A 21,233-nucleotide genomic window follows, 5' to 3' on the forward strand; every position below is an offset into this window, starting at 1 on the left:
TCCGGCGGCGCAGCGATGTCCTAGGTTGGCCTTATGACAGACGTCACATCACCCACACTGCCCCGCCCGGTGGCCCGGGCCCCCCGCGGTCGGGGGGCCGACCTCAGGAGCGAAGACCGATGAACCTCGGCGACTTGACGAATCTGGTGGAAAAGCCGATCGCGGCGGTGTCCAGTGCGTTGGTTGAGAAGCCGCTCGCGGCGGTGTCGAACATCATCAACACCCCCAACTCCGCCGGCCGATACCGGCCCTTCTACCTGAGGAACCTGCTGGACGCGGTTCAGGGGCGCACGCTCGAGGACGCAGTACAGGGGCGGACGGCCCTCATCACCGGGGGGTCGTCCGGAATCGGCGAGGCGGCCGCGAAGAAGATCGCGGAGGCCGGGGGGCAGGTGGTGCTGGTCGCGCGCACCCAGGAAAACCTTGAGAAGGTCGCCGACGAGATCCAGGGCAGCGGCGGGACCGCCCACGTGTACCCGTGCGACCTGGCCGACACGGACGCCATCGCCGAGATGGCCGACCGGGTCCTCGCCGATCTCGGGGGAGTCGACATCCTGGTCAACAACGCGGGTCGGTCCATTCGACGCTCGCTGGCTCTGTCCTACGACAGGATCCACGACTACCAGCGGACCATGCAGCTGAACTACCTCGGCGCCGTGCAACTCATCCTCAAGTTCATACCCGGGATGCGCGAGCGCGGCTACGGTCAGATCGTCAACGTCTCCTCGGTCGGCGTGCAGACCCGCGCGCCGCGCTTCGGTGCCTACATCGCGAGCAAGGCGGCGCTGGACAGCCTCTGTGACGCGCTGCAGGCCGAAACCGTCAACGACAACGTCAGGTTCACCACCGTGCACATGGCGCTGGTGCGCACGCCGATGATCAGCCCCACGACGTTGTACGACAAGTTCCCGGCGCTGACACCCGACCAGGCGGCCGGCGTGATCGCGGACGCGATCGTGCACCGCCCCCGGCGGGCCAGCTCGCCGTTCGGCCAGTTCGCCGCCGTCGCCGACGCCGTCAACCCCGCGGTGATGGATCGGGTGCGCAACCGCGCCTTCGCGATGTTCGAAGACTCGGATGCCGCCAAGGGCGGCGAATCGTCCACCGACGGCAAGGAATTCGACAAGAGAAGCGAGGCATTCGTGCGTGCCACCCGCGGAATACATTGGTGACCCGGGATAGATTGGTGACACCATGAGCCTTCCCAAACCCGACACCCACACCACCGTCGTCATCACGGGCGCCTCCTCGGGCATCGGCGCAGAACTGGCCCGCGGCCTGGCCCGCCGTGGCTTCCCACTGCTGCTGGTGGCACGCCGCCGCGAGCGCCTCGACGAGCTCGCCAACGAAGTCGGACAGGAGAACTCGGTCGCGGTCGAGGTGCTGCCGCTGGACCTCAGCGACGGCGAAGGCCGCGCGAAGCTGGCCGACCGGCTGCGCACCGAGCCGATGGCCGGCCTGTGCAACAGCGCCGGTTTCGGCACCAGCGGACTCTTCTACACGCTGCCGGTCGAGCGGGAGAGCGAGCAGGTCACCCTCAACGCGCTGGCGCTGATGGAGCTCACCCACGCGGCGCTTCCCGGCATGGTCGAGCGGGGTGCCGGAGCGGTGCTGAACATCGCCTCCATCGCCGGCTTCCAGCCGCTTCCCTACATGGCGGTCTACTCGGCGAGTAAGGCGTTCGTACAGACGTTTTCGGAGGCCGTCCACGAGGAGTTGCACGGCACCGGCGTATCGGTCACCGCGCTGTGCCCCGGCCCCGTCCCCACCGAATGGGCCGAGATCGCCAACGCCGAGCGGTTCAGCATCCCCGCCGCGCAGGTGTCGCCCCGCGACGTCGCCGAAGCCGCGATCGGGGGAATGCTCGTGGGCAGGCGCAGCGTGGTGCCGGGCGTGGTGCCGAAGGCGGCCAGCGCCGGCGGCAGATATGCCCCCCGGAGCCTGCTCCTGCCCGCGCTGAGAATCGGTCAGCGACTCCGCGGCGGGCCCGACCGCTGATGGCGGCCGTGGAGCCGAACGCCCCCGACGCGTCGGTCCGGACGCCCGACCCCGGCGTCCGCGACACAGCACTGGTTGCGACGACACGCCGGAAAACGTCGCCGTCGTTGATGTCTCGTGGACGCAGCGCGGGCGCTGGGGGCGAGCCATGGCGGCCGTAGACCTGACCGCGGACGTGCCCATGAGCCCCCAGGACATGTGGGACCGCGTCTCCGACCTGTCGGACCTGGGGGATTGGCTGGTCATGCACGAGGGTTGGCGCAGCGACCTCCCCGACGAGCTGGCCGTCGGCACGCAGGTCGTGGGAGTGGCGCGCGCCAAGGGTTTCCGCAACCGGGTGACGTGGACGGTGACCGAGTGGGACCCGCCGCATCAGGTCGCGCTCTCGGGCTCGGGCAAGGGCGGCGCGAAGTACGCCGTGAGCCTGACCGTGCGCCCCACCAACGACGGCTCCACGCTCGGGGTGCGCCTGGAGCTGGGCGGACGGCCGTTGTTCGGGCCGGTCGGTTCGGCGGCGGCCCGGGCCGTCAAAGGCGACGTGCAGAAGTCGCTGCAACAATTCGTCGAGCTGTACGGCTAGCTACTTCGACCTGCCGGGCATCACCGCCGCGTCGCCGTCCTCCCACAGCAGCAGCTGGCGCACCGCGGCCCGGGTCCCGTACGGGCGCAGCATCGAGCTTGCCGGCCGCGGGCGCACCCGCTGCGGCCACCAGAACCAGCGCCCGAGAAGCGTTGCAACGGAAGGCGTCATGAACGAGCGGACGATCAGCGTGTCGAACAGCAGGCCCAGTCCGATGGTGGTTCCGATCTGACCGAGGACCTGGAAACCGCTGAACACGAACGCGCACATCGTCACCGCGAAGACCAGACCGGCGGAGGTGACCACCGATCCGGACCCGGCCATCGCGCGGACGATCCCGGTCTTGAGCCCGGCGTGGATCTCCTCCTTGAATCGGGAGATCAGCAGCAGGTTGTAGTCGGAGCCCACCGCCAGCAGCAGGATGACGGCCAGCGCCAACACCACCCAGTACAGCTGGATCCCGAAGACATACTGCCACACCAGCACCGACAAGCCGAACGACGCTCCCAGCGAAAGCGCCACCGTGCCCACGATGACCAGCGCGGCGATCAGGCTCCTCGTGATGATCATCATGATCAGCAGGATGAGGCTGAGGGCGGCGAACGCGACGATCATCAGGTCGTACTTGGCGCCGTCCTGGATGTCCTTGTAGGTGGCCGCGGTGCCGCCGATGTAGATCTGGGCGTCGGCCATCGGCGTCCCCTTCAGCGCCTCGTGCGCGGCCCGGGCGATCGGGTCGATGTGTGAAATACCCTGTGGCGTAGCCGGATCGCCCTCATGGGTGACGATCATGCGGGCCGCCTTGCCGTCGGGGGAGAGGAACAGTTTCAGGCCGCGCTTGAAGTCGGGATTGCTGAACACCTCGGGCGGCAGATAGAAACTGTCATCGTTCTTCGCGGCGTCGAACGCGCGCCCCAGCGCCGTCGCGTTGTCGATCGCGGCCTGGGTCTGGGCGTTGATGCCGGCCTGGGTGGCGTGGCTGGCCAGTGCCAGTTCGCGATTGGTCTCCTGGCTGTCGATCTGGGGCGGGATGAGCGCCACCAGTTTGGGCTGCAGCTCGTCGAGCTTGTCCAAGGTGGCCGTGAGGTTTTCGAACTTCTCGGTGAGCTGGTCGATGCCGTCGAGCGCGTCCAGGACGGACCGGATCGCCCAGCAGGCCGGGATGTCGAAGCAGTGCCGTTCCCAGTAGAAGTAGCTGCGGATCGGCCGGAAGAAGTCGTCGAAATTGGCGATCTTGTCGCGCAGATCCTGGATGGTGGCGACCGTGTCGTGGAAGCTTTGGGTTTCGCTGTGGGTGGCGGCGGCGAGCTGCTGCTGCAGCGCGTACTGCTGCTTCAAGATGTTGATCGTCTTGGCGAGTTCGCCGGCCTGCTTGAGCAGGTCGTCCGCGCGATCCCGTTGATACGTCAGGTTTTCCTGCTGCGCGGCGCTCTGATTGCTCACCACGAACGCCAGCGAGCTGTGGTCGAGGGGGGTGCCCAGCGGCCGGGTGATGGCCTGCACCTGGGCGATGCCGGGCACGTGAAAGACCGCCTTGGCCACCCGGTCCAGGATGAGCATGTCGGCCGGATCGCGCATGTCGTGGTCCGACTCGACCATCAGCAGCTCGGGCTCCAGCCGGGCCCGGGAGAAGTGCCGTTCGGCGGCGGTGTAGCCGATGTTGGCCGGCGCGTCGGCGGGCATGTAGGGACGGGTGTCGTAGCTCGTCTTGTAGCCGGGCAACGCGAGCAGGCCGATGAGGGCCAACGCGCAGGCCGCGGTTAGGACGGGCGCGGGCCAGCGGACGATGGCCGTGCCGATCCGCCGCCATCCCCGGGTCCGCATCGCGCGTTTCGGGTCGAAGATGCCGACCAGCGCGCCCAGGGTGAGCATGGCCGGGCCCAGCGTGAGCGAGGCGATCAGGGCGACGACGATGCCGATGGCGGCGGGGACCCCCAGGCTCTGGAAATACGGCAGCCGGGTGAAGCTCAGACACGCCACCGCGCCGGCGACGGTGAGGCCGGAACCGAGCACGATGTGGGCGGTGCCGTGAAACATGGTGTAAAAGGCCCGTTCTCGGTCCTCGCCGGCCCCGCGCGCTTCCTGGTAGCGGCCGACCACGAAGATCGCGTAGTCCGTTCCGGCGGCGATCACCAGCAACGTGAGCAGGTTCGTCGCGTACGTCGAGAGCCCGATGATGCCCGCATTGCCGAGGAACGCGACGATGCCCCGGGCGGCGGACATCTCGATCAGCACCGTGATGAGCACGAGCAGCGTCGTGAGCACGGACCGGTAGACGAAGAACAGCATCACGGCGATGACGCCGACGGTGATCGCGGTGACCTTTGCGGTGCCCCTGCTGCCGACGTCGAACTGGTCGGAGATGAGCGGCGCCGCGCCGGTGACGTAGGCCTTGACGCCCGGCGGCGGCGGCGTGTGCTCGACGATGTCGCGGACGGCGCCAACGGACTCGTTGGCCAGCGCCGAGCCCTGATTGCCGGCCAGGAACACCTGAACGTACGCCGCCTTGCCGTCGGTGCTTTGCGACCCGGCCGCCGTCAGGGTGTCGCCCCAGAAATCCTGGACGTGCTCGACGTGCCTCTTGTCCTGCTCGAGCTTGCGGATCATCGTGTCGTAGAACCGGTGCGCGTCGCCCCCCAGGGGCTTGTCGCCCTCCAGGACGACCATGGCGGAGCTGTCGGTGTCGAACTCCTTGAACGCTTGACCGATCCGCTTGATCGCCTTGAGCGACGGTGCGTCGGGCGAGTTCAGCGCGACGTTGTGGGTCTTGCCGACGTCTTCGAGCTGCGGCACCGCGATGTTGGTCAGGGCGGCGAGCGCCACCCAGAACAGCAGGATCGGCAGCGCGAGGCGACGGATGGTGTGGGGCACGCGGGGCCGCGGCTGGTCTTCGTTACTCATCCCGACTTGTCCAGGCAGAAGGTGTAGGCGTCGGCTTCGTTGACGGTGCGCTCGTCCTTGACCTCGCCGTTGACGGTGATGCGGCACCCCAGGGTGTCACCGCTGCCCTGCGCCACCACGTTGCCCAGAACGGCGGGTTCCGTCGTGGTGATCGTGAACGACCAGGGCAGCGGTGCGTTCGTGACCTGCTGTGGTTGGGCGTTCACGTCCAGGTAGTTGATGGTCGCCACGGCCCCGGGTGCGCCGAAGACCTCGAGGACCACCTGTTTGGGGTTGAACGGCACGATCTCGTTGGCGAGCCCGCTGTTGCTCGAGGTGGTGTCGTTCGTGCCGAAGATCCCGTGCAACCGGAAGATGGCGAACCCGGTCAGGCTGACGACCAGCACGGCGACGAGCATCATCCACCCCCGTTTCACGAGACGCCCAATCGGAATCCGTTTCACCCGTTTGCCTTTCGATGTTCGGGCGATACGGCAAATCTCGCCGTCGTTGGGTAAACAGTACGGTACTGATTCGTACTGCACAAGAGACGGACCCGTACACTCTTTGCGGCGCGGGCCGCGCCGGTCGAGTGCGCTCGACGTGGAGTAGTTGCGCCGCGGATTCGCCGCCGCAACCCCACGGTGGCGCCTAGCCAGTGCGCCCCATCAGCCCCGGGAGGATGAACTCGTCGACGAGGGCCTGCACGGTGCGCCAGGTGGGTGGGCGGCCGGGGATGATGCAGCGAAAGATCAGGTAGCCGGGCAGGAGGTCCCAGAGCTCGTCGGTGATCGCGGCCTCGGCGATCTCGCCGCGCTCGACGGCCTGGCTCAGCACGTGGTCGAGCAGCGCCTTGCGCTGGTCGAGGAACTGGTGCTGCATGGCCTCGCGGAGGGCGGGGTGGCGCGACACCTCGACGAGGACGGCGCGGATCGTGCTGGCGTGCTGGCGGCCCTGCTCGGCGCAGGTCTCGCCGATCTGGAGCAGGTCACCCCGCAGCGTGCCGGTCTGGGGAGCGATCGCGACCTGGCGAATGCCCTCGATGAAGGCGGCCAGCACGAGCTCGGCCTTCGACGGCCAGCGCCGATACACCGTGGCCTTGCTCGCGTGAGCGGCGGCGGCGACGGCGTCCACCGTCAGCCGCTCGTAGCCATGCTCCTGCAGCAACCGCAGCGTCACCGCGAGCATCTCCGACTCCCGCGGTGACCACGGCGACGACTCCGCGGCACGGTCGGCGGTCTGCGTCATGACGCCCACAATAGATCCGGCGCCCCGGAGCGCGGACTTTCGGACACACTTCGCGACACGCCCGAAACGTGTCGGTCCTCGGTCATAGACTGACGTCCCTATGAGTCAGTCGTCCTTCGTGCACCTGCATAACCACACCGAGTACTCGATGCTGGACGGCGCCGCGAAGATCACCCCGATGCTGACCGAGGTGGAGCGGCTGGGGATGCCCGCGGTCGGGATGACCGACCACGGAAACATGTTCGGGGCAAGCGAGTTCTACAACGCGGCGAGCAAGGCCGGGATCAAGCCGATCATCGGGGTCGAGGCGTACATCGCTCCCGCTTCCCGCTTCGATACCCGCCGGATCCTGTGGGGCGACCCTGGTCAGAAATCCGACGACGTCTCGGGCAGCGGCTCCTACACGCACCTCACGATGGTGGCCGAGAACGCTACCGGGCTGCGCAATCTGTTCAAGCTGTCCTCGCTGGCCTCCTTCGAGGGCCAGCTGGGCAAGTGGTCGCGGATGGACGCCGAGCTCATCGCCGAACACGCCGAGGGCATCATCGCCACCACCGGCTGCCCGTCGGGTGAGGTGCAGACCCGCCTTCGCCTGGGGCACGACCGCGAGGCGCTGGAATCGGCCGCCAAGTGGCGCGAGATCTTCGGCGCGGACAACTACTTCCTGGAGCTGATGGACCACGGGCTGTCCATCGAGCAGCGGGTCCGCGAGGGCCTGCTCGAGATCGGCCGCAAGCTCGGCATCCCGCCGTTGGCGACCAACGACTGCCATTACGTCACCCGTGACGCCGCGCACAACCACGAGGCGCTGCTCTGCGTGCAGACCGGCAAGACGCTGTCCGATCCCAACCGGTTCAAGTTCGACGGCGACGGCTACTACCTGAAGTCGGCCGCGGACATGCGGGCGATCTGGGACGACACGGTGCCCGGCGCCTGCGACTCGACGTTGCTGATCGCCGAGCGGGTGCAGCCCTACGACGAGGTGTGGGCGCCGCGAGACCGCATGCCGGTCTTCCCTGTGCCCGACGGGCACGATCAGGCGACCTGGTTGCACCACGAGGTGATGGCCGGGCTGCGGCGGCGATTCCCGTCCGGCGTCGGCCAGGACTACATCGATCGGGCCGAGTACGAGATCAAGGTCATCTGCGACAAGGGCTTTCCCGCGTACTTCCTGATCGTCGCCGACTTGATCAGCTACGCGCGGTCCGTCGACATCCGGGTGGGGCCGGGGCGTGGCTCGGCGGCCGGTTCGCTGGTGGCCTACGCGCTGGGCATCACCAACATCGACCCGATCCCGCACGGGCTGCTGTTCGAGCGCTTCCTCAACCCCGAACGCCCGTCGGCGCCCGACATCGACATCGACTTCGACGACCGCCGCCGCGGCGAGATGGTGCGTTACGCCGCCGACAAGTGGGGCCAAGACCGGGTCGCCCAGGTCATCACCTTCGGCACCATCAAAACCAAAGCGGCGCTGAAGGATTCGGCCCGCATTCACTACGGCCAGCCCGGCTTCGCCATCGCCGACCGGATTACCAAGGCGCTGCCGCCGCCGATCATGGCCAAGGACATCCCGCTCTCGGGCATCACCGATCCGGCACACGAGCGCTACAAGGAGGCCGCCGAGGTCCGCGGCCTCATCGAGACCGACCCCGATGTCCGCACCATCTACCAGACGGCCCGCGGCCTGGAGGGCCTGATCCGCAACGCCGGCGTGCACGCGTGCGCGGTGATCATGAGCAGCGAGCCGCTCACCGAGGCCATCCCGCTGTGGAAGCGTCCGCAGGACGGCGCGATCATCACCGGCTGGGACTATCCGTCGTGCGAGGCCATCGGCCTGCTGAAGATGGACTTCCTGGGCCTGCGCAACCTGACGATCATCGGTGACGCGCTGGAGAACATCAAGGCCAACAGGGGAATCGACCTCGACCTGGAGTCGGTGCCGCTGGACGACAAGCCCACCTACGAGCTGCTGGGCCGGGGCGACACCCTGGGGGTGTTCCAGCTCGACGGCGGCCCGATGCGCGACCTGCTGCGCCGCATGCAGCCCACCGAGTTCAACGACATCGTCGCCGTGCTGGCGCTGTACCGTCCCGGCCCGATGGGCATGAACGCCCACAACGACTACGCCGACCGGAAGAACAACCGGCAGGCGATCAAGCCGATCCACCCGGAGCTCGAGGAGCCGCTGCGCGAGATCCTGTCCGAGACCTACGGCCTGATCGTCTACCAAGAGCAGATCATGTTCATCGCCCAGAAGGTCGCCTCCTACACGATGGGCAAGGCCGACGCGCTGCGCAAGGCGATGGGCAAGAAGAAGCTCGAGGTGCTCGAGGCCGAGTACAAGGGCTTCTACGAAGGCATGACCACCAACGGCTTTTCCGAGAAGGCCGTGAAGGCGTTGTGGGACACCATCCTTCCCTTTGCCGGTTATGCGTTCAACAAGTCGCACGCAGCCGGCTACGGCCTGGTGTCCTACTGGACCGCGTACCTGAAGGCGAACTACCCGGCCGAGTACATGGCCGGGCTGTTGACGTCGGTCGGCGACGATAAGGACAAGGCCGCGGTGTACTTGGCCGACTGCCGCAAGCTCGGCATCACCGTGCTGCCGCCCGACGTCAACGAGTCGTTGGTGAACTTCGCGTCGGTCGGCCAGGACATCCGGTTCGGCCTGGGTGCGGTGCGCAACGTCGGCGCGAACGTGGTCGGGTCGTTGATCAAGACCCGCAACGAGAAGGGCAAGTTCACCGACTTCTCGGACTACCTGAACAAGATCGACATCTCGGCCTGCAACAAGAAGGTGACGGAGTCGCTGATCAAGGCGGGCGCGTTCGACTCGCTGAACCATGCCCGCAAGGGCCTGTTCCTGGTGCACACCGACGCCGTCGACTCGGTGCTCGGCACCAAGAAGGCCGAGGCGATAGGGCAGTTCGACCTGTTCGGCGGGGATGACGGCTGCACCGAGGCGGTGTTCACCATCAAGGTCCCCGACGACGAGTGGGAGGACAAGCACAAGCTGGCCCTGGAGCGGGAGATGCTGGGCCTGTACGTGTCCGGGCACCCGCTGAACAAGGTGGCGCACCTGCTGGCCGCCCAGGTCGACACCCAGATCCCGGCCATCCTCGACGGCGATGTGCCCAACGAGGCGCAGGTGCGGGTGGGCGGCATCCTGGCGTCGGTGAACCGGCGGGTGAACAAGAACGGGATGCCCTGGGCGTCGGCCCAATTGGAGGACCTCACTGGCGGCATCGAGGTGCTGTTCTTCCCGCAGTCGTACTCGGCCTACGGGGCCGACATCGCCGACGACGCCGTGGTGCTCGTCAACGCCAAGGTGGCGATCCGCGACGACCGGATCGCGCTGATCGCCAACGAGCTTGTGGTGCCGGACTTCTCGTCCGCCCAGGCCGATCGCCCGATCGCGGTCAGCCTGCCCACCCGGCAGTGCACTATCGACAAGGTGACCGCGCTCAAACAGGTGCTGGCGCGCCATCCGGGCACGTCGCAGGTGCACCTGCGGCTGATCAGCGGCGAGCGGATCACCACGCTTGAGCTGGACGCGTCGCTGCGGGTCACCCCGTCGCCCGCGCTGATGGGCGATCTCAAGGCGCTGCTCGGCCCGGGCTGTCTGGGCGGCTAGCGCGGCCTGCTCGGCCTCTTCGCGACCTCGTGCGGCTTCGCCGCCGTCGCGAGCGTGCGCGAATGTACGCGACCACCGGCGTGTCGGTGTGCCGACACGCACGCTCGCGGGACTTCGGAGCCCCCGCCGACGACAAAGTGTAGGGAAATCCCTAATTGATTCGGTGACGGTACCGGGCGTTTGCTGAAAGCACCGCACGGGCGGCGGTTGTCATCGACGAACGAGTCATCCGACGAAGAGCGACAGGGCACGGCTGCATGCAGTCGCGTCTCGAAGGGAACGCCATGTCAACGAATTCGCCTGCGGGTGACCTCGCGCGCGCAGACTCGGGACGGGGGCGCACTGCGAGCGCGCTCCTGCGGCCGAGCGTCGCGATCGGCCTGTGCGCGGCCGTTGCCGCCGCGGTGAGCGGCGCGCCGCCGGCTCTATTGCCCGCGGCCCAGGCGAGTCCGGCGCAACACACCGTCGTGTACCGGATCCTCGGTGGCGGCGACGTCTACTCCGTCATTCCCGACCCCGGAACGCCGGTGTACCCGGCGAGCACCACGACCTGGGTTTCGGTGCCGTGGTCGCAGACCGTGCAGGTGAACGGAAACCCCTACCTCGCGCTGAACTACGCCGACAAAGACGGTGGCCCGCACGACTGCGCGATCGTCGTCGACGGCCACCCCGTCCCGCTCACCGAACATGCGACCGGCAGGTGCGCTTACCAGATTCCCGGCTGATAAAGGAGAGCAGCGATGAGGCATGGGATCGTCGTCAGCGTGGCCGGCGTGGCACTCGTCGTCGCGGGGTGCGCCGGCTGCTCCAGCAATAAGTCGAACACGGGAGCGTCGTCGCCGCCGCCTGCCGCTCCACCGCAGGTTGTCGTGGACGGCAAGAACCTGAACGTCACCGGCGCGGTGACCTGTACACCGGCCGGCAACAACATCAACATTGGGATCGGCGACGTGGCCAATGGCGTCGGAGCGGTGGTCAGCAAGGACAATCCGCCCATCGTGCACGCGGTCGGACTGGGCACCGTCGACGGAATCATTCTCGGATTCTCCGATGCCGCACAGGGTCAGGGCGGTAACGCCGGCGCCGCCGCAAGCGGCAATTCGTTGCAGATCAAAGGCACCGCTACCGGCGCCGATACCAGCAACCCGCAGCAGCCGAAGCCGGTAACAAAGCCATTCGAGATGGACCTGACCTGCCCCTAAGCGCGAGCACAGGCCCACTTTCGGTCGGGCGCCAGCCCGAGAGGGGACGCAACCAATGTCTATCAAACGTCTCGCCGCAGCAGCGGCAGTCGCGACCAGCCTGGGCATGTCCGCGACCGTGTTCAGCGCCGGCTTCGCCAGCTCCGACCCGTCCTGCCCGAACGGGAACAAGAACTGCAGCGGCGGTGGCACGAGCACCAACCCCGGTCCCGGTTACGGCGGTACCGGAACCGTGCCCTCCCCGAGCGCGAATGTTCCAGGCGCCGGACCCAAGCAGACGACCGCGCCGCCGCCGACGACGTGGACCGGCGCGCCCAAGCAGACGACCGCGCCGCCGCCGACGACGTGGACCGGCGCGCCCAAGCAGACGACCGCGCCGCCGACGACATGGACCGGGCCCACGCCGACAACGTCGCCGCCGTGGAGCGGACCCACGCCGACCAGCACGGCGCCGCCGTGGAGCGGTCCGACATCGACCAGCATCCCCGTATCGTGCGCGAGCTGGCATCCGGACTGCACCACTTCCGGCGCGCCCGTGCCTACGTCCACCGGGCAGTGGGGCGTGAGTTCGCCTGGGCCGCAGCCGACCGGGCAGTGGGGCGTGAGTTCGCCTGGGCCGCAGCCGACCGGGCCGACCGGACAGTGGGGCGTGAGTTCGCCGGGGCCGCAGCCCGGGCAGTGGAACGGAGGCCCGCCGCAGCCCGGACCGAGCGGGGGCTACACCACCCCCATCCTGCACGCGCCGGAAAGGCAACCCGACCACCCGCCTTACTACCCGCCGCGCGGTCCCATCCTGCGTGGCAGTCCGCAGTACGGCGGCCCCGTCGACCTGCAGAATGGCTACTGGATCCCCGGCCAGGGAGCGCCGACTCCGCCACGGCCGAGCGGTTACGGCTGGAACGACGGCCCGCCGCCGGGCTCGCCCCCGCCGAACTGGGAAGGCCCACCGCCCTCGGGCGGCTGGAACGGCCCACCGCCCCCGGGTGGGTGGAACCGCCCCTGGACCGGACCGCCAGTCGACGCGAGCTACGGCCAGCGTTATTTCGCGCCGTTCACCTACAACACCTACACCGTCCTACCGGTCTTCAACTGGCAGTACGGAGGCTGGGGTTACTGGTTCGAGGGCGTCTGGGTCCCGCTGTACTGAGGGGCGCCGGCCCCCAACCGATCGGCGATCGCCCGGTGGTCGTGGGTCGGGACGATGGCCACCCGGTGCCGCGCCAGGTGCAATCGGTGCAGCGTCCGGAAGGCTTCGTCCCGGTCCTCGTCCACCAAAGCGCCCGGGTAACTGGACTTTTGGCGTACCTTCTCGACCTGCAGCGTGTGCCACGCGGCGTCACCGGCGATCAGCGTCCACCCCCGGCCGGCGTGGAGGAGCACACCGACGCTACCGGGGGTGTGCCCGGCCAGGTCGACCAAGATCACCGAACCGTCACCGAACAGGTCGTGGCTCCGGGTGAAGGTTGACACCGGCGGCCCGTCCAGGTCGTAGTCGACGACGGCGCGGCCGCCCAGCGAATCGCGGACCCCGCCCACCGGGGCGACGGCCCCCGCACTGATCCACTCCCGTTCCGGGCGGTGCAGGTGCGCCGGGAGGCCGGGCAGGTCCAGCAGGCCCGACACGTGATCCCAGTGCGTGTGAGTCGGCAGCGCGAAATCAAGCCGCGGCGTCGTGGGCAGCCGGTTCAACGCCGTGATCGTCGGAACGGTGGTGGCGGGCGGGCGGACCGCGACGCGCAGGACCGCGGGCAGCTGGGCGATCACCCGGGATCCCACATCGGTGCACACGGCGGGATCGACGATGAACGTGGCCTCGGGATGCCTGACGACAAATGACGTCAGCGAGTTCGCCACGCGCGCAGGACGGAACACGCCCTCGACGATCGCGGCCGTCGGCACCGCGCGCGGCGCCTGGGGCAGCGCGGTGACCGTTACCGTGCGGCGGGGTTGCGGCAGTCCGGCGTCGACGATGCTGCGGATGAACCGCTGGTCGGGCCGCCTCGGCCGCACCATGCCCCACACGAGTCCTGCTGCGGCGGCACAGCATTGCACGGCGGATGGGGAGCGGACCGTGTCCGTGGCCGGCCGCGCCATCAGAACTCCACCCGGACGATGACGCTGTCGGGCCACACCCCCCGGTGCCGCGCGCGTCGCAGCTTTTCGCGAACGCAGAGGTCTCGGTGCACGTTGGGTATCCCCGGCACCTTCACCAGCGGCACGATGTTCCACTGCCAGCCGTAGCGCTCGTGGAGCAGGCGGTTGGCCCGCTCGGCCTCGGCGCCGGACAGGACCGCCGCGCGGCCCGCCATGGTGGTCGCGCCGGGAAGGACGCGGCCCCGGTAGTCGCAGGCTTCGAGTTGGACCGTGGGAGTGGCGTTGAGTCGCTTGGTCTTCGGGCCCACCTTGGTCCGGAACAGCAATGCCTCGCCGTCCAGTCCGAACCAGACCGGCGTATCCACGGGTGTGCCGTTTCGGCGGAAAGTCCGGAGCAGGGCGTAGCGGGCGCGGCCCAGCTCGGTCAGTGCTTTGTGGTCCATGGGTACAGTCAATGACTTAGAGTTAACTCTAAGTCAAGCTCAAACGAGGGGAGGCCTGCGATGCTGACGATCGGGGCGGTGGCGCGGGCGTCCGGCGTCGCTCCCACCACTCTGCGCTACTACGAGCAGATCGGCCTGGTGCCGGCCCCCTCGCGGCGGGGCGGCCAGCGCCGCTACGACGATTCGGTCCTCGCCCGGCTCGAGGTGATCGGGCTGTGCAAGTCGGCAGGATTCACGTTGGACGAGATTGCGCTGCTGTTCGCCGACGACGCACCGGGGCGGCCCGTCAGCCGCAAGTTGGCCGAGGCCAAGCTCGCCGAGATCGACGCCCGAATGGAGGCGCTTGCCCGCGCCCGGACCGTCATCGAATGGGGAATGCGCTGTACCTGCCCGTCGATCGACGCGTGCACGTGTGGCATTCACGCGGCGGTGCCCGCCACCTAGGGGAAGCGGCGGTACCCGCCACCTAGGGGAAGCGGCGGTACCCGCCACCTAGGGGGAATGTGCTCCCCGCCACACGTCGCGGACGTACGCTCACACCGTTGCATGGCGAACACGAAGGAGAGCGTAGATGACCACGACCGAGCGTCCGGCCACGATGTGTGCCGCTTTTCAGCGGACCGCGTCGATCGATCCCGACGCCGTGGCGCTGCGGACGCCGGGCGCCACCCAGACGTTGACGTGGCGGGAGTACGCGGCGCAGGTGCGCAAGGTCGCCGCCGGCCTTGCGGGCCTGGGGGTTCGTCGGGGCGACACTGTGTCGCTGATGATGGCCAACCGCATCGAGTTCTATCCACTGGAAGTGGGGGCCCAACACGCAGGGGCCACTTCGTTTTCGGTCTACAACACGCTTCCTGCCGAGCAGCTCACCTACCTGTTCGACAACGCCGGGACCAAGGTGGTGATCTGCGAGGAGCAGTACGTCGACCGCATTCGCGCCAGCGGCGCACCCATCGAGCACATCGTCTGCATCGACGGCTCACCGGACGGCACCCTGTCGGTCGGCGAGCTGTACGCGGCCGCACCCGCCGATTTCGACTTCGAAGCCACCTGGCGCGCAGTGCAACCCGACGAGATCGTCACCCTCATCTACACCTCCGGGACGACCGGAAACCCCAAGGGTGTGGAGATGACCCACACGAACCTGCTGTTCGAGGGCTATGCGCTGGAGTCGGTGCTCGGCATCGAGTTCGGCGACCGCGTCACGTCGTTCCTGCCGTCGGCGCACATCGCCGACCGCATGACCGGCCTGTACTCGCAGGAACTGTTCGGCACGCAGGTCACCGTCGTGTCCGACGGTCGCGCGATCGTCGCCGCGCTGCCCGACGTGCGGCCCACCATCTGGGGGGCGGTGCCACGGGTGTGGGAAAAGCTCAAAGCCGGAATCGAATTCATGGCCGACCACGAGCCCGACGAGGTGAAGCGGCGGGCATTGCAGTGGGCGCTCGGGGTGGCCGCGAAACGGGCCGAGGCGCTGCTCGCCGGGGGACCGATGCCCGACGACATCGCGGCCGAATGGGCCCAGGCCGACGAGTTGGTGTTGTCCCGGCTGCGGGAGCGGCTCGGCTTCGCCGAGCTCCGGTGGGCTATGTCGGGTGCGGCCCCGATCCCCAGGGAGACGCTGGCCTTCTTCGCGGGGATCGGCATTCCCATCGCCGAGGTCTGGGGCATGTCGGAGCTCAGCTGCGTCGCCACGGTCAGCCATCCCCGCGACGCCCGGCTGGGCACCGTCGGCAAGCTGCTTCCCGGGCTGGAGGGCAGGGTCGCCGACGACGGCGAGTTCCTCGTCCGTGGCCCGCTGGTGATGAGGGGCTACCGCAAGGACCCCGCCAAGACCGCGGAGGCGATCGACGATGACGGGTGGCTGCACACCGGGGACATCTTCGAGGTCGACCCGGAGGGTTACCTGCGGGTGGTCGACCGCAAGAAGGAGCTGATCATCAACGCCGCCGGAAAGAACATGTCGCCCGCCAACATCGAGAACACCATCGTGGCCGCGTGCCCGATGATCGGCGTCATGATGACCATCGGCGACGGACGGCCCTACAACACCGCGCTGATGGTCTTCGACGCCGACTCCGTCGGCCCGTACGCGACCCAGCATGGCCTATCCGACGCGTCGCCCGCGGCGCTGGCCTCCCACCCCGAGGTGATCGCTAAGATCGCCGCGGGGGTCGCCGAGGGCAACGCCAAACTCTCGCGGGTGGAACAGATCAAACGCTTCCGCGTCTTGTCGACGTTGTGGGAGCCCGGCGGGGACGAGATCACGCTCACGATGAAACTCAAGCGCAAGCCGATCCACGCGAAATACGCGCGAGAGATCGAGGAATTGTATTCGGCGGACCCGCATCCGCAGGTGCACGAACCGTCCGACGCCGCAACGGTGCAACCGGCATGAGCGGCGGAGCGGCGGCCACCGCCCGCGAGTTGGGCGGTGTCGGTCTACGAAGGGTGTTGCAGCGCGCGGGGATCATCGGCGAGTCGGTGACACCGCTGTCGACCGACCCGCCCGAGGTCGTCGAATTGCTGGCCACGCCGTGGTACATGGAGCGATTGCGCAAGCTGGCCGACGACCTCGGGCGCGACCTGGACGGCGTCCGGGCGGAGGCGGCCGGATACCTGCGGGAGATGGCGACGTCGCTGGACGAGCCGGCGGTGGAGGCCTGGCGCGGTTTCAGTCGCTGGCTGATGCGCGCCTACGACGTGCTGGTCGACGAGGACCAGATCGCGCAGCTCCGCAGGCTCGACCGCAAAGCCACACTGGCCTTTGCGTTTTCGCATCGATCCTACCTGGACGGCATGCTGTTGCCCGAAGTGATCGCCGCCAACCGGCTCTCGCCGGCGCTGACGTTCGGCGGCGCGAACCTGAACTTCTTCCCGATGGGGTTGTGGGCCAAGCGCACCGGCGCGATCTTCATCCGGCGGCAGACCAAGGACATTCCCGTCTACCGATTTGCGCTGCGCGCCTACGCCGCGCAGCTGGTACAGAATCATGCCAACCTGACCTGGTCGATCGAGGGCGGCCGAACCCGGACCGGGAAGCTGCGGCCGCCGGTGTTCGGAATCCTGCGCTACATCACCGACGCCGTCGACGAAATCGACGGGCCCGAAGTGTATCTGGTGCCGACGTCCATCGTGTACGACCAGCTGCACGAGGTCGAGGCGATGACCAACGAGGCGTACGGCGCCGCCAAACGGCCGGAGGACTTCCGCTTCCTGGTGCGCCTCGCGCGCCAGCAGGGCGAACGGCTGGGGCGGGCGTATCTGGACTTCGGCGAGCCGCTGCCGCTGCGCAAGCGGCTGGAGGAGCTGCGCGCCGAGGAGTCGGGGGCGGGGACCGAGATCGAGCGCATCGCCTTGGATGTCGAGCACCGGATCAACCGTGCCACGCCGGTCACGCCCACCGCGGTGGTGAGTCTCGCGCTGCTGGGCGCGGACCGCTCGCTGTCCATCATGGAGGTGCTGGCTACCGTGCGACCGCTGGCGAGCTACATCGCCGCACGCAACTGGGCGGTGGCCGGGGCGGCGGACCTGACGAACCGGTCGACGATCCGGTGGACGCTGCACGAGCTGGTCGCCTCGGGGGTGGTGAGCGTCTACGACGCCGGCACGGAAGCGGTCTGGGGCATCTCCCCGGACCAGCACCTGGTGGCGGCGTTCTACCGCAACACCGCCATCCACATCCTGGTCGACCGTGCCATCGCCGAGACGGCATTGCTTGCCGCCGCCGAATCCTCGGCGGACGGCTCGGTGTTGCCGGTCTCGGTCCGCGACGAGGCGCTGGCCCTGCGGGAACTGCTGAAATTCGAATTCCTGTTCTCGGCCCGTGCGCAGTTCGAGAAGGACCTGTCCGATGAGGTGCGGCTGATCGGGCCCGCGGACCCCCTGGTCGACACCAGCAGCCCGGCGAGCGCGTCCTACGTGCGCGGGCTGCTGGAGGAGGCGGACCTGCTGCTCGCCCATCTGGTATTGCGGCCGTTCCTGGATGCCTACCACATCGTCGCCGACCGGCTGGCCGCCTACGAGGACGAATCGTTCGACGAGGAGGCGTTTCTCGCCGAATGCCTGCAAGTCGGCAAGCAGTGGGAATTGCAGCACCGGATCGCCAACGCCGAGTCGAGGTCGATGGAACTGTTCAAGACCGCCCTGCGCTTGGCCCGGCACCGCGAACTGGTCGACGGCTTCGGCGATTCCGGCATGGCGGCGAGGCGGCGTGAGTTCGCCGACGAGATCGCCACGGCGATCCGGCGGGTCAACACGATCGCGGAATTGGCGCGCGCGCGATAAGCGGGCGGGGCGACGCAGGTGTCGCGGCGCTTCACTGCATGGGCGGAGCGGGAATGTCGAAATGTCGAACCTGATTCCCGCCGGCCCGCTTCGCCTCATACATCGCGAGGCGGCGGCAGGTAGCAAGCGCTTGACGGCCTGGCCCCGGCCACGTCAGCCGACGTAGGGTCGACGGGTGAGCCTGGTAATCGATGAGATGCCCGAGCTTGGTGTCACTCGGATTTCGCGTTGGATCTTCAACTGTTATGTGCTCCACAACGATGGGGAAGCGATCGTTGTCGATGCCGGATTACCTTCTGCAACAGAGGACCTGGCACCGGTGATCGGCCGACTCGGAGGACGGGTTCGGGCGGTTGTGGCGACCCATGGTCATAGTGATCACGTGGCGGGAGCGGCTGCCGTCGCGGCAAAGTACGGGGCGGCAATCCATCTCCCGACCGTGACGATGACGTATCTGGCGGGTGAGCGTCCGCGCACCCCCACCGCGGCTCGTGTCGCCCGCATCTTGCCCACACTGATGGACCAGCCGCTGGACCGGATCGGTGTGGCCGGATTGCTTTCGGGTGCCCGATCCGCGGGGTACGGCACCTCCGCCGGCATGCGATGGTCCGGTCCGGCACCGGCGAGCTCCCTCGCCGATGAAGATCGGTTGCCCGGTGCCCCCGAGTGGCTGGTCCTGGCCATGCCCGGCCACACAGACGACAGCATCGCGTTCTGGAATCCATTGAGCCGCACTCTGATCGCGGGCGACGCCGTTCTCGGCGCTCGTGGCCGGGCATGGCACACCCCTGAGACCGTCGACGATGTCGCCGCCGCGAACACCCGCAAGCGTCTGCAGACGCTCCCTGTCGCCCACCTCCTGCCCGGACACGGGCGCGCGGTACACGCCGAGACCACGGTGTGGGAGGGGCAACGCCGATGATCTCTCGACCCGTTCCACCGCGGGACCCATCGGGCATCGATGGATGCGGGTTCATCTACACCCAAGCCAACGGTTGGCGCCACGGGATGTAGGTGAGGAACGACCGCACCATCGCCTATCGGATCCACTCCGGCCATGTCTGCCCACACCTCCGTCGGCCATTCGGGTCAGTCCTGGACCGGGTACGGCTGAAGGCGGGCAACCGCGCGCCCGCGGCGCAGCACATCGAAGGTCTCGCCTGCTTGCACCCGGTCTAGGTAAGCGCTTGTGGCCGCCCGCAGTTGCCCGATGCCGATCCGCGCCGGTGGCCGGTTGGTGTTCGATGTCATCCTCTGCACACCGATCAGCAGGTCGTCCACGACGGCCAGGGCTGCGTCCCTGGCCAAGGCCCGATCGCTGGACCGCGCAATCTCGAAAGCCAACTCCGTGAGCGCGCCACGGATGGCGACCGCGGCCATTGCCCTTGCGTACTCATCGTCTCGTGCCGGGATCAGCATGTCGGTCAGCGCGCGTATCAGGGGCCCGTACTGGTTGTTGTCGAGCTCTCGCCAGCGGTCCCATCCGACGACGGCCGGCCCTTGTTCCAACACGACGGCCTGATATGTCGGCTCGCTGCAACCATTGAGGAATGCGGTGGTACCAGCACGCGCGTTCTCCCACGGGTCGTGCTGCCGCCCATTGATCGCTTCGGACATTCGGGCGCACAGCGCGCGTTGGAGATTTTCGACGATGGCCACGAATAAGCCGAATTTGTCGCCGAAGTGGTGTTGGAGAGCGCCGCGCGTGACACCCGCCCGCTTGTAGATCCGAAGGTCGGTGATATCGGAATAGCTTAGCGTGGTGAAGATTTCGCGGCCCGCCTCGAGGATCTTATCCCGGGCGGACTGAGCGTCGCGGTCGCCGCATGACCGATATTCGACCGGCAGTTCTTGCGGCAGAGTGGTGTTGTGTTCGTCGACCGGACCGGTTCCTTTCCGATCAACCGCCATTCGCCATCACCACGCGCTCCAATGGGCTGCCGTTAGGCGCGCCGGAAATTCTGTCCCTCCTGGAATCGGTCGGCGCGCTCATTTGAGGAGGATTCCGGCGTCTACCGGCAGCGTGACGCCGGTGACATAGCGCCCGGAATCTCCGCACAGGTAGACCATCGCCTCGGTGACGTCCGCGGGCTCAATCAGGGGCACGGGGAGCAGATTCTCAAAAGCCGCTTCGAAGGCCGGGTGATGGTTGGCGAAACGATCGAACACTTCGTTCTGGATCATCGGCGTCGCGACACCGGTCGGATGCACCGAGTTCACTCGGATGCTCTTCTCGGCGAGAGTAGTTGCGAAGTAGCGCATCAGTCCGACGACGCCGTGCTTGGCTACGGTATATCCGGCCAGACCGTGATCGCGGGTGTCGAAGCTCCGGCCTACCGATTTGAGTCCCGCAGCCGAGCTGGTGATGACGATGGCACCGCCGTCACCGTGTGCAAGCAAGGCCGGCAACGCCGCTTCGATCGTGAAGTAGACCCCGTTCAGCATCACATCGATGGCATCGACAAATGCCGACATGGTCGGTTGGGGTAGGCCGAGGGGCGCAATGCCGGCGTTGGCAAGCACGAAGTCTAGTCGGCCCAGTTCGGCGACCGCGTCACCGACAACGGACTGGAGCCCTGTGAAATCGCGGACATCGGCTTGCTCGGCCACGATTCGACGTCCGGTCTTTTCCACCAGGTTGACCGTCTCGTCGAGATCCTCTCGGCTGGTCAGCCGGTATGGCACGGTATCGATCTGCTCACAGATGTCGACGGCGACGATGTCGGCGCCTTCCTCGGCGAAGCGCACCGCGTGGGAGCGGCCCTGACCTCTCGCGGCACCGGTAATGAATGCAACCTTGCCCTCGAATCGGCCGGTCATGATCCCCCGTCGCTAAGCCCGTAGTCCGAAGTCACGAGTTTGACCCC

General features: G+C 67.8%; 18 protein-coding genes. 11 read left to right on the forward strand and 7 right to left on the reverse strand.

All coding sequences use genetic code 11. The features are described from left to right. Positions 1-119 precede the first annotated feature (119 nt). From SKC42_RS08905 to SKC42_RS08915, 3 genes are all read left to right on the forward strand, one after another. Complete coding sequence (locus SKC42_RS08905; protein ID WP_330963945.1) at positions 120-1,172, forward strand: SDR family NAD(P)-dependent oxidoreductase; 1,053 nt, start codon at positions 120-122, stop codon at positions 1,170-1,172. 22 nt (positions 1,173-1,194) lie between these two features. Then, positions 1,195-1,998 (forward strand): SDR family NAD(P)-dependent oxidoreductase, encoded by an 804-nt coding sequence (locus SKC42_RS08910; protein ID WP_330963946.1) that lies wholly within the window; start codon positions 1,195-1,197, stop codon positions 1,996-1,998. Between the two features lie 148 nt (positions 1,999-2,146). After that, positions 2,147-2,578: a type II toxin-antitoxin system Rv0910 family toxin gene (locus SKC42_RS08915; protein ID WP_330963947.1), complete on the forward strand. Its 432-nt coding sequence runs from the start codon at positions 2,147-2,149 to the stop codon at positions 2,576-2,578. Here the strand turns inward: SKC42_RS08915 and SKC42_RS08920 are convergent, their stop codons facing one another. The 3 genes from SKC42_RS08920 to SKC42_RS08930 form a co-directional block, all read right to left on the reverse strand. Next, positions 2,579-5,479: an MMPL/RND family transporter gene (locus SKC42_RS08920; RefSeq protein WP_330963948.1), complete on the reverse strand. Its 2,901-nt coding sequence runs from the start codon at positions 5,477-5,479 to the stop codon at positions 2,579-2,581. Further along, positions 5,476-5,880 (reverse strand): MmpS family transport accessory protein, encoded by a 405-nt coding sequence (locus SKC42_RS08925; RefSeq protein WP_442932059.1) that lies wholly within the window; start codon positions 5,878-5,880, stop codon positions 5,476-5,478. Before SKC42_RS08925 ends, SKC42_RS08920 begins: the two co-directional genes overlap by 4 nt. A gap of 229 nt (positions 5,881-6,109) precedes the next feature. Further along, complete coding sequence (locus SKC42_RS08930) at positions 6,110-6,706, reverse strand: TetR/AcrR family transcriptional regulator (protein ID WP_330963950.1); 597 nt, start codon at positions 6,704-6,706, stop codon at positions 6,110-6,112. Positions 6,707-6,806: 100 nt separating this feature from the next. On the opposite strand from SKC42_RS08930, the gene dnaE reads away from it, so the two are divergent. The 4 genes from dnaE to SKC42_RS08950 all read left to right on the forward strand — a co-directional run bounded on the left by dnaE (position 6,807) and on the right by SKC42_RS08950 (position 12,689). Beyond that, positions 6,807-10,340 carry a DNA polymerase III subunit alpha gene (gene dnaE / locus SKC42_RS08935; RefSeq protein WP_330963951.1) on the forward strand — a complete coding sequence of 1,178 codons (3,534 nt, stop codon included), beginning with the start codon at positions 6,807-6,809 and terminating at the stop codon, positions 10,338-10,340. Positions 10,341-10,624: 284 nt separating this feature from the next. Beyond that, positions 10,625-11,065, forward strand: a complete 441-nt coding sequence (locus SKC42_RS08940; RefSeq protein ID WP_330963952.1) for a hypothetical protein — start codon at positions 10,625-10,627, stop codon at positions 11,063-11,065. 15 nt (positions 11,066-11,080) lie between these two features. Next, a complete protein-coding gene (locus SKC42_RS08945; RefSeq protein ID WP_330963953.1) occupies positions 11,081-11,542 on the forward strand; it encodes a lipoprotein LpqH in 462 nt (153 codons plus the stop codon). A 55-nt stretch (positions 11,543-11,597) separates the two neighbouring features. Further along, positions 11,598-12,689, forward strand: coding sequence for an MAP_0585 family protein (locus tag SKC42_RS08950; protein ID WP_330963954.1), 1,092 nt, complete (start codon positions 11,598-11,600; stop codon positions 12,687-12,689). Here the strand turns inward: SKC42_RS08950 and SKC42_RS08955 are convergent. Both SKC42_RS08955 and SKC42_RS08960 read right to left on the reverse strand, forming a co-directional pair. Beyond that, on the reverse strand, positions 12,653-13,636 hold the full coding sequence (locus tag SKC42_RS08955; RefSeq protein WP_330963955.1) for an MBL fold metallo-hydrolase: 984 nt from the start codon (positions 13,634-13,636) through the stop codon (positions 12,653-12,655). The two genes, SKC42_RS08950 and SKC42_RS08955, sit on opposite strands and share 37 nt — an antisense overlap. Beyond that, entirely contained in the window at positions 13,636-14,079 is a 444-nt protein-coding gene (locus tag SKC42_RS08960; protein WP_330963956.1) for a PPOX class F420-dependent oxidoreductase, read from the reverse strand. The genes SKC42_RS08955 and SKC42_RS08960 overlap by 1 nt, the downstream gene beginning before the upstream one ends. A 60-nt stretch (positions 14,080-14,139) precedes the next feature. Between SKC42_RS08960 and SKC42_RS08965 the strand changes: the two genes are divergently transcribed. From SKC42_RS08965 to SKC42_RS08980, 4 genes are all read left to right on the forward strand, one after another. Further along, positions 14,140-14,523: a MerR family transcriptional regulator gene (locus tag SKC42_RS08965; RefSeq protein WP_330963957.1), complete on the forward strand. Its 384-nt coding sequence runs from the start codon at positions 14,140-14,142 to the stop codon at positions 14,521-14,523. Between the two features lie 127 nt (positions 14,524-14,650). Next, a complete protein-coding gene (gene fadD11 / locus SKC42_RS08970; protein WP_330963958.1) occupies positions 14,651-16,477 on the forward strand; it encodes a fatty acid--CoA ligase FadD11 in 1,827 nt (608 codons plus the stop codon). Continuing rightward, entirely contained in the window at positions 16,474-18,366 is a 1,893-nt protein-coding gene (locus tag SKC42_RS08975; protein WP_330963959.1) for a lysophospholipid acyltransferase, read from the forward strand. The genes fadD11 and SKC42_RS08975 overlap by 4 nt, the downstream gene beginning before the upstream one ends. 196 nt (positions 18,367-18,562) lie before the next feature. After that, positions 18,563-19,288, forward strand: coding sequence for an MBL fold metallo-hydrolase (locus SKC42_RS08980; RefSeq protein ID WP_330964077.1), 726 nt, complete (start codon positions 18,563-18,565; stop codon positions 19,286-19,288). Between the two features lie 167 nt (positions 19,289-19,455). On the opposite strand, the gene SKC42_RS08985 is transcribed toward SKC42_RS08980, so the two are convergent. Both SKC42_RS08985 and SKC42_RS08990 read right to left on the reverse strand, forming a co-directional pair. After that, the gene (locus tag SKC42_RS08985) at positions 19,456-20,277 is read right to left on the reverse strand and encodes a TetR family transcriptional regulator (RefSeq protein ID WP_330963960.1); all 822 of its coding nucleotides are present in this window, start codon (positions 20,275-20,277) and stop codon (positions 19,456-19,458) included. A 78-nt stretch (positions 20,278-20,355) separates the two neighbouring features. Beyond that, positions 20,356-21,186: a mycofactocin-coupled SDR family oxidoreductase gene (locus SKC42_RS08990; protein WP_330963961.1), complete on the reverse strand. Its 831-nt coding sequence runs from the start codon at positions 21,184-21,186 to the stop codon at positions 20,356-20,358. Between the last annotated feature and the right edge of the window lie 47 nt (positions 21,187-21,233).

It is taken from the genome of Mycobacterium sp. 050134, from assembly GCF_036409085.1.
GTDB lineage: Bacteria > Actinomycetota > Actinomycetes > Mycobacteriales > Mycobacteriaceae > Mycobacterium.

Bases quoted from the DNA above. Each gene is read 5' to 3' on its own strand.
- SKC42_RS08910 (WP_330963946.1), top strand. From the start codon at position 1,195: ATGAGCCTTCCCAAACCCGACACCCACACCACCGTCGTCATCACGGGC.
- SKC42_RS08905 (WP_330963945.1), top strand. From the start codon at position 120: ATGAACCTCGGCGACTTGACGAATCTGGTGGAAAAGCCGATCGCGGCG.
- SKC42_RS08945 (WP_330963953.1), top strand. From the start codon at position 11,081: ATGAGGCATGGGATCGTCGTCAGCGTGGCCGGCGTGGCACTCGTCGTC.
- SKC42_RS08960 (WP_330963956.1), bottom strand. From the start codon at position 14,079: ATGGACCACAAAGCACTGACCGAGCTGGGCCGCGCCCGCTACGCCCTG.
- SKC42_RS08920 (WP_330963948.1), bottom strand. From the start codon at position 5,479: ATGAGTAACGAAGACCAGCCGCGGCCCCGCGTGCCCCACACCATCCGT.
- SKC42_RS08930 (WP_330963950.1), bottom strand. From the start codon at position 6,706: ATGACGCAGACCGCCGACCGTGCCGCGGAGTCGTCGCCGTGGTCACCG.
- dnaE (WP_330963951.1), top strand. From the start codon at position 6,807: ATGAGTCAGTCGTCCTTCGTGCACCTGCATAACCACACCGAGTACTCG.
- SKC42_RS08980 (WP_330964077.1), top strand. From the start codon at position 18,563: ATGCCCGAGCTTGGTGTCACTCGGATTTCGCGTTGGATCTTCAACTGT.
- fadD11 (WP_330963958.1), top strand. From the start codon at position 14,651: ATGACCACGACCGAGCGTCCGGCCACGATGTGTGCCGCTTTTCAGCGG.
- SKC42_RS08990 (WP_330963961.1), bottom strand. From the start codon at position 21,186: ATGACCGGCCGATTCGAGGGCAAGGTTGCATTCATTACCGGTGCCGCG.
- SKC42_RS08925 (WP_442932059.1), bottom strand. From the start codon at position 5,880: ATGATGCTCGTCGCCGTGCTGGTCGTCAGCCTGACCGGGTTCGCCATC.
- SKC42_RS08940 (WP_330963952.1), top strand. From the start codon at position 10,625: ATGTCAACGAATTCGCCTGCGGGTGACCTCGCGCGCGCAGACTCGGGA.
- SKC42_RS08975 (WP_330963959.1), top strand. From the start codon at position 16,474: ATGAGCGGCGGAGCGGCGGCCACCGCCCGCGAGTTGGGCGGTGTCGGT.
- SKC42_RS08965 (WP_330963957.1), top strand. From the start codon at position 14,140: ATGCTGACGATCGGGGCGGTGGCGCGGGCGTCCGGCGTCGCTCCCACC.
- SKC42_RS08915 (WP_330963947.1), top strand. From the start codon at position 2,147: ATGGCGGCCGTAGACCTGACCGCGGACGTGCCCATGAGCCCCCAGGAC.
- SKC42_RS08985 (WP_330963960.1), bottom strand. From the start codon at position 20,277: ATGGCGGTTGATCGGAAAGGAACCGGTCCGGTCGACGAACACAACACC.
- SKC42_RS08955 (WP_330963955.1), bottom strand. From the start codon at position 13,636: ATGGCGCGGCCGGCCACGGACACGGTCCGCTCCCCATCCGCCGTGCAA.
- SKC42_RS08950 (WP_330963954.1), top strand. From the start codon at position 11,598: ATGTCTATCAAACGTCTCGCCGCAGCAGCGGCAGTCGCGACCAGCCTG.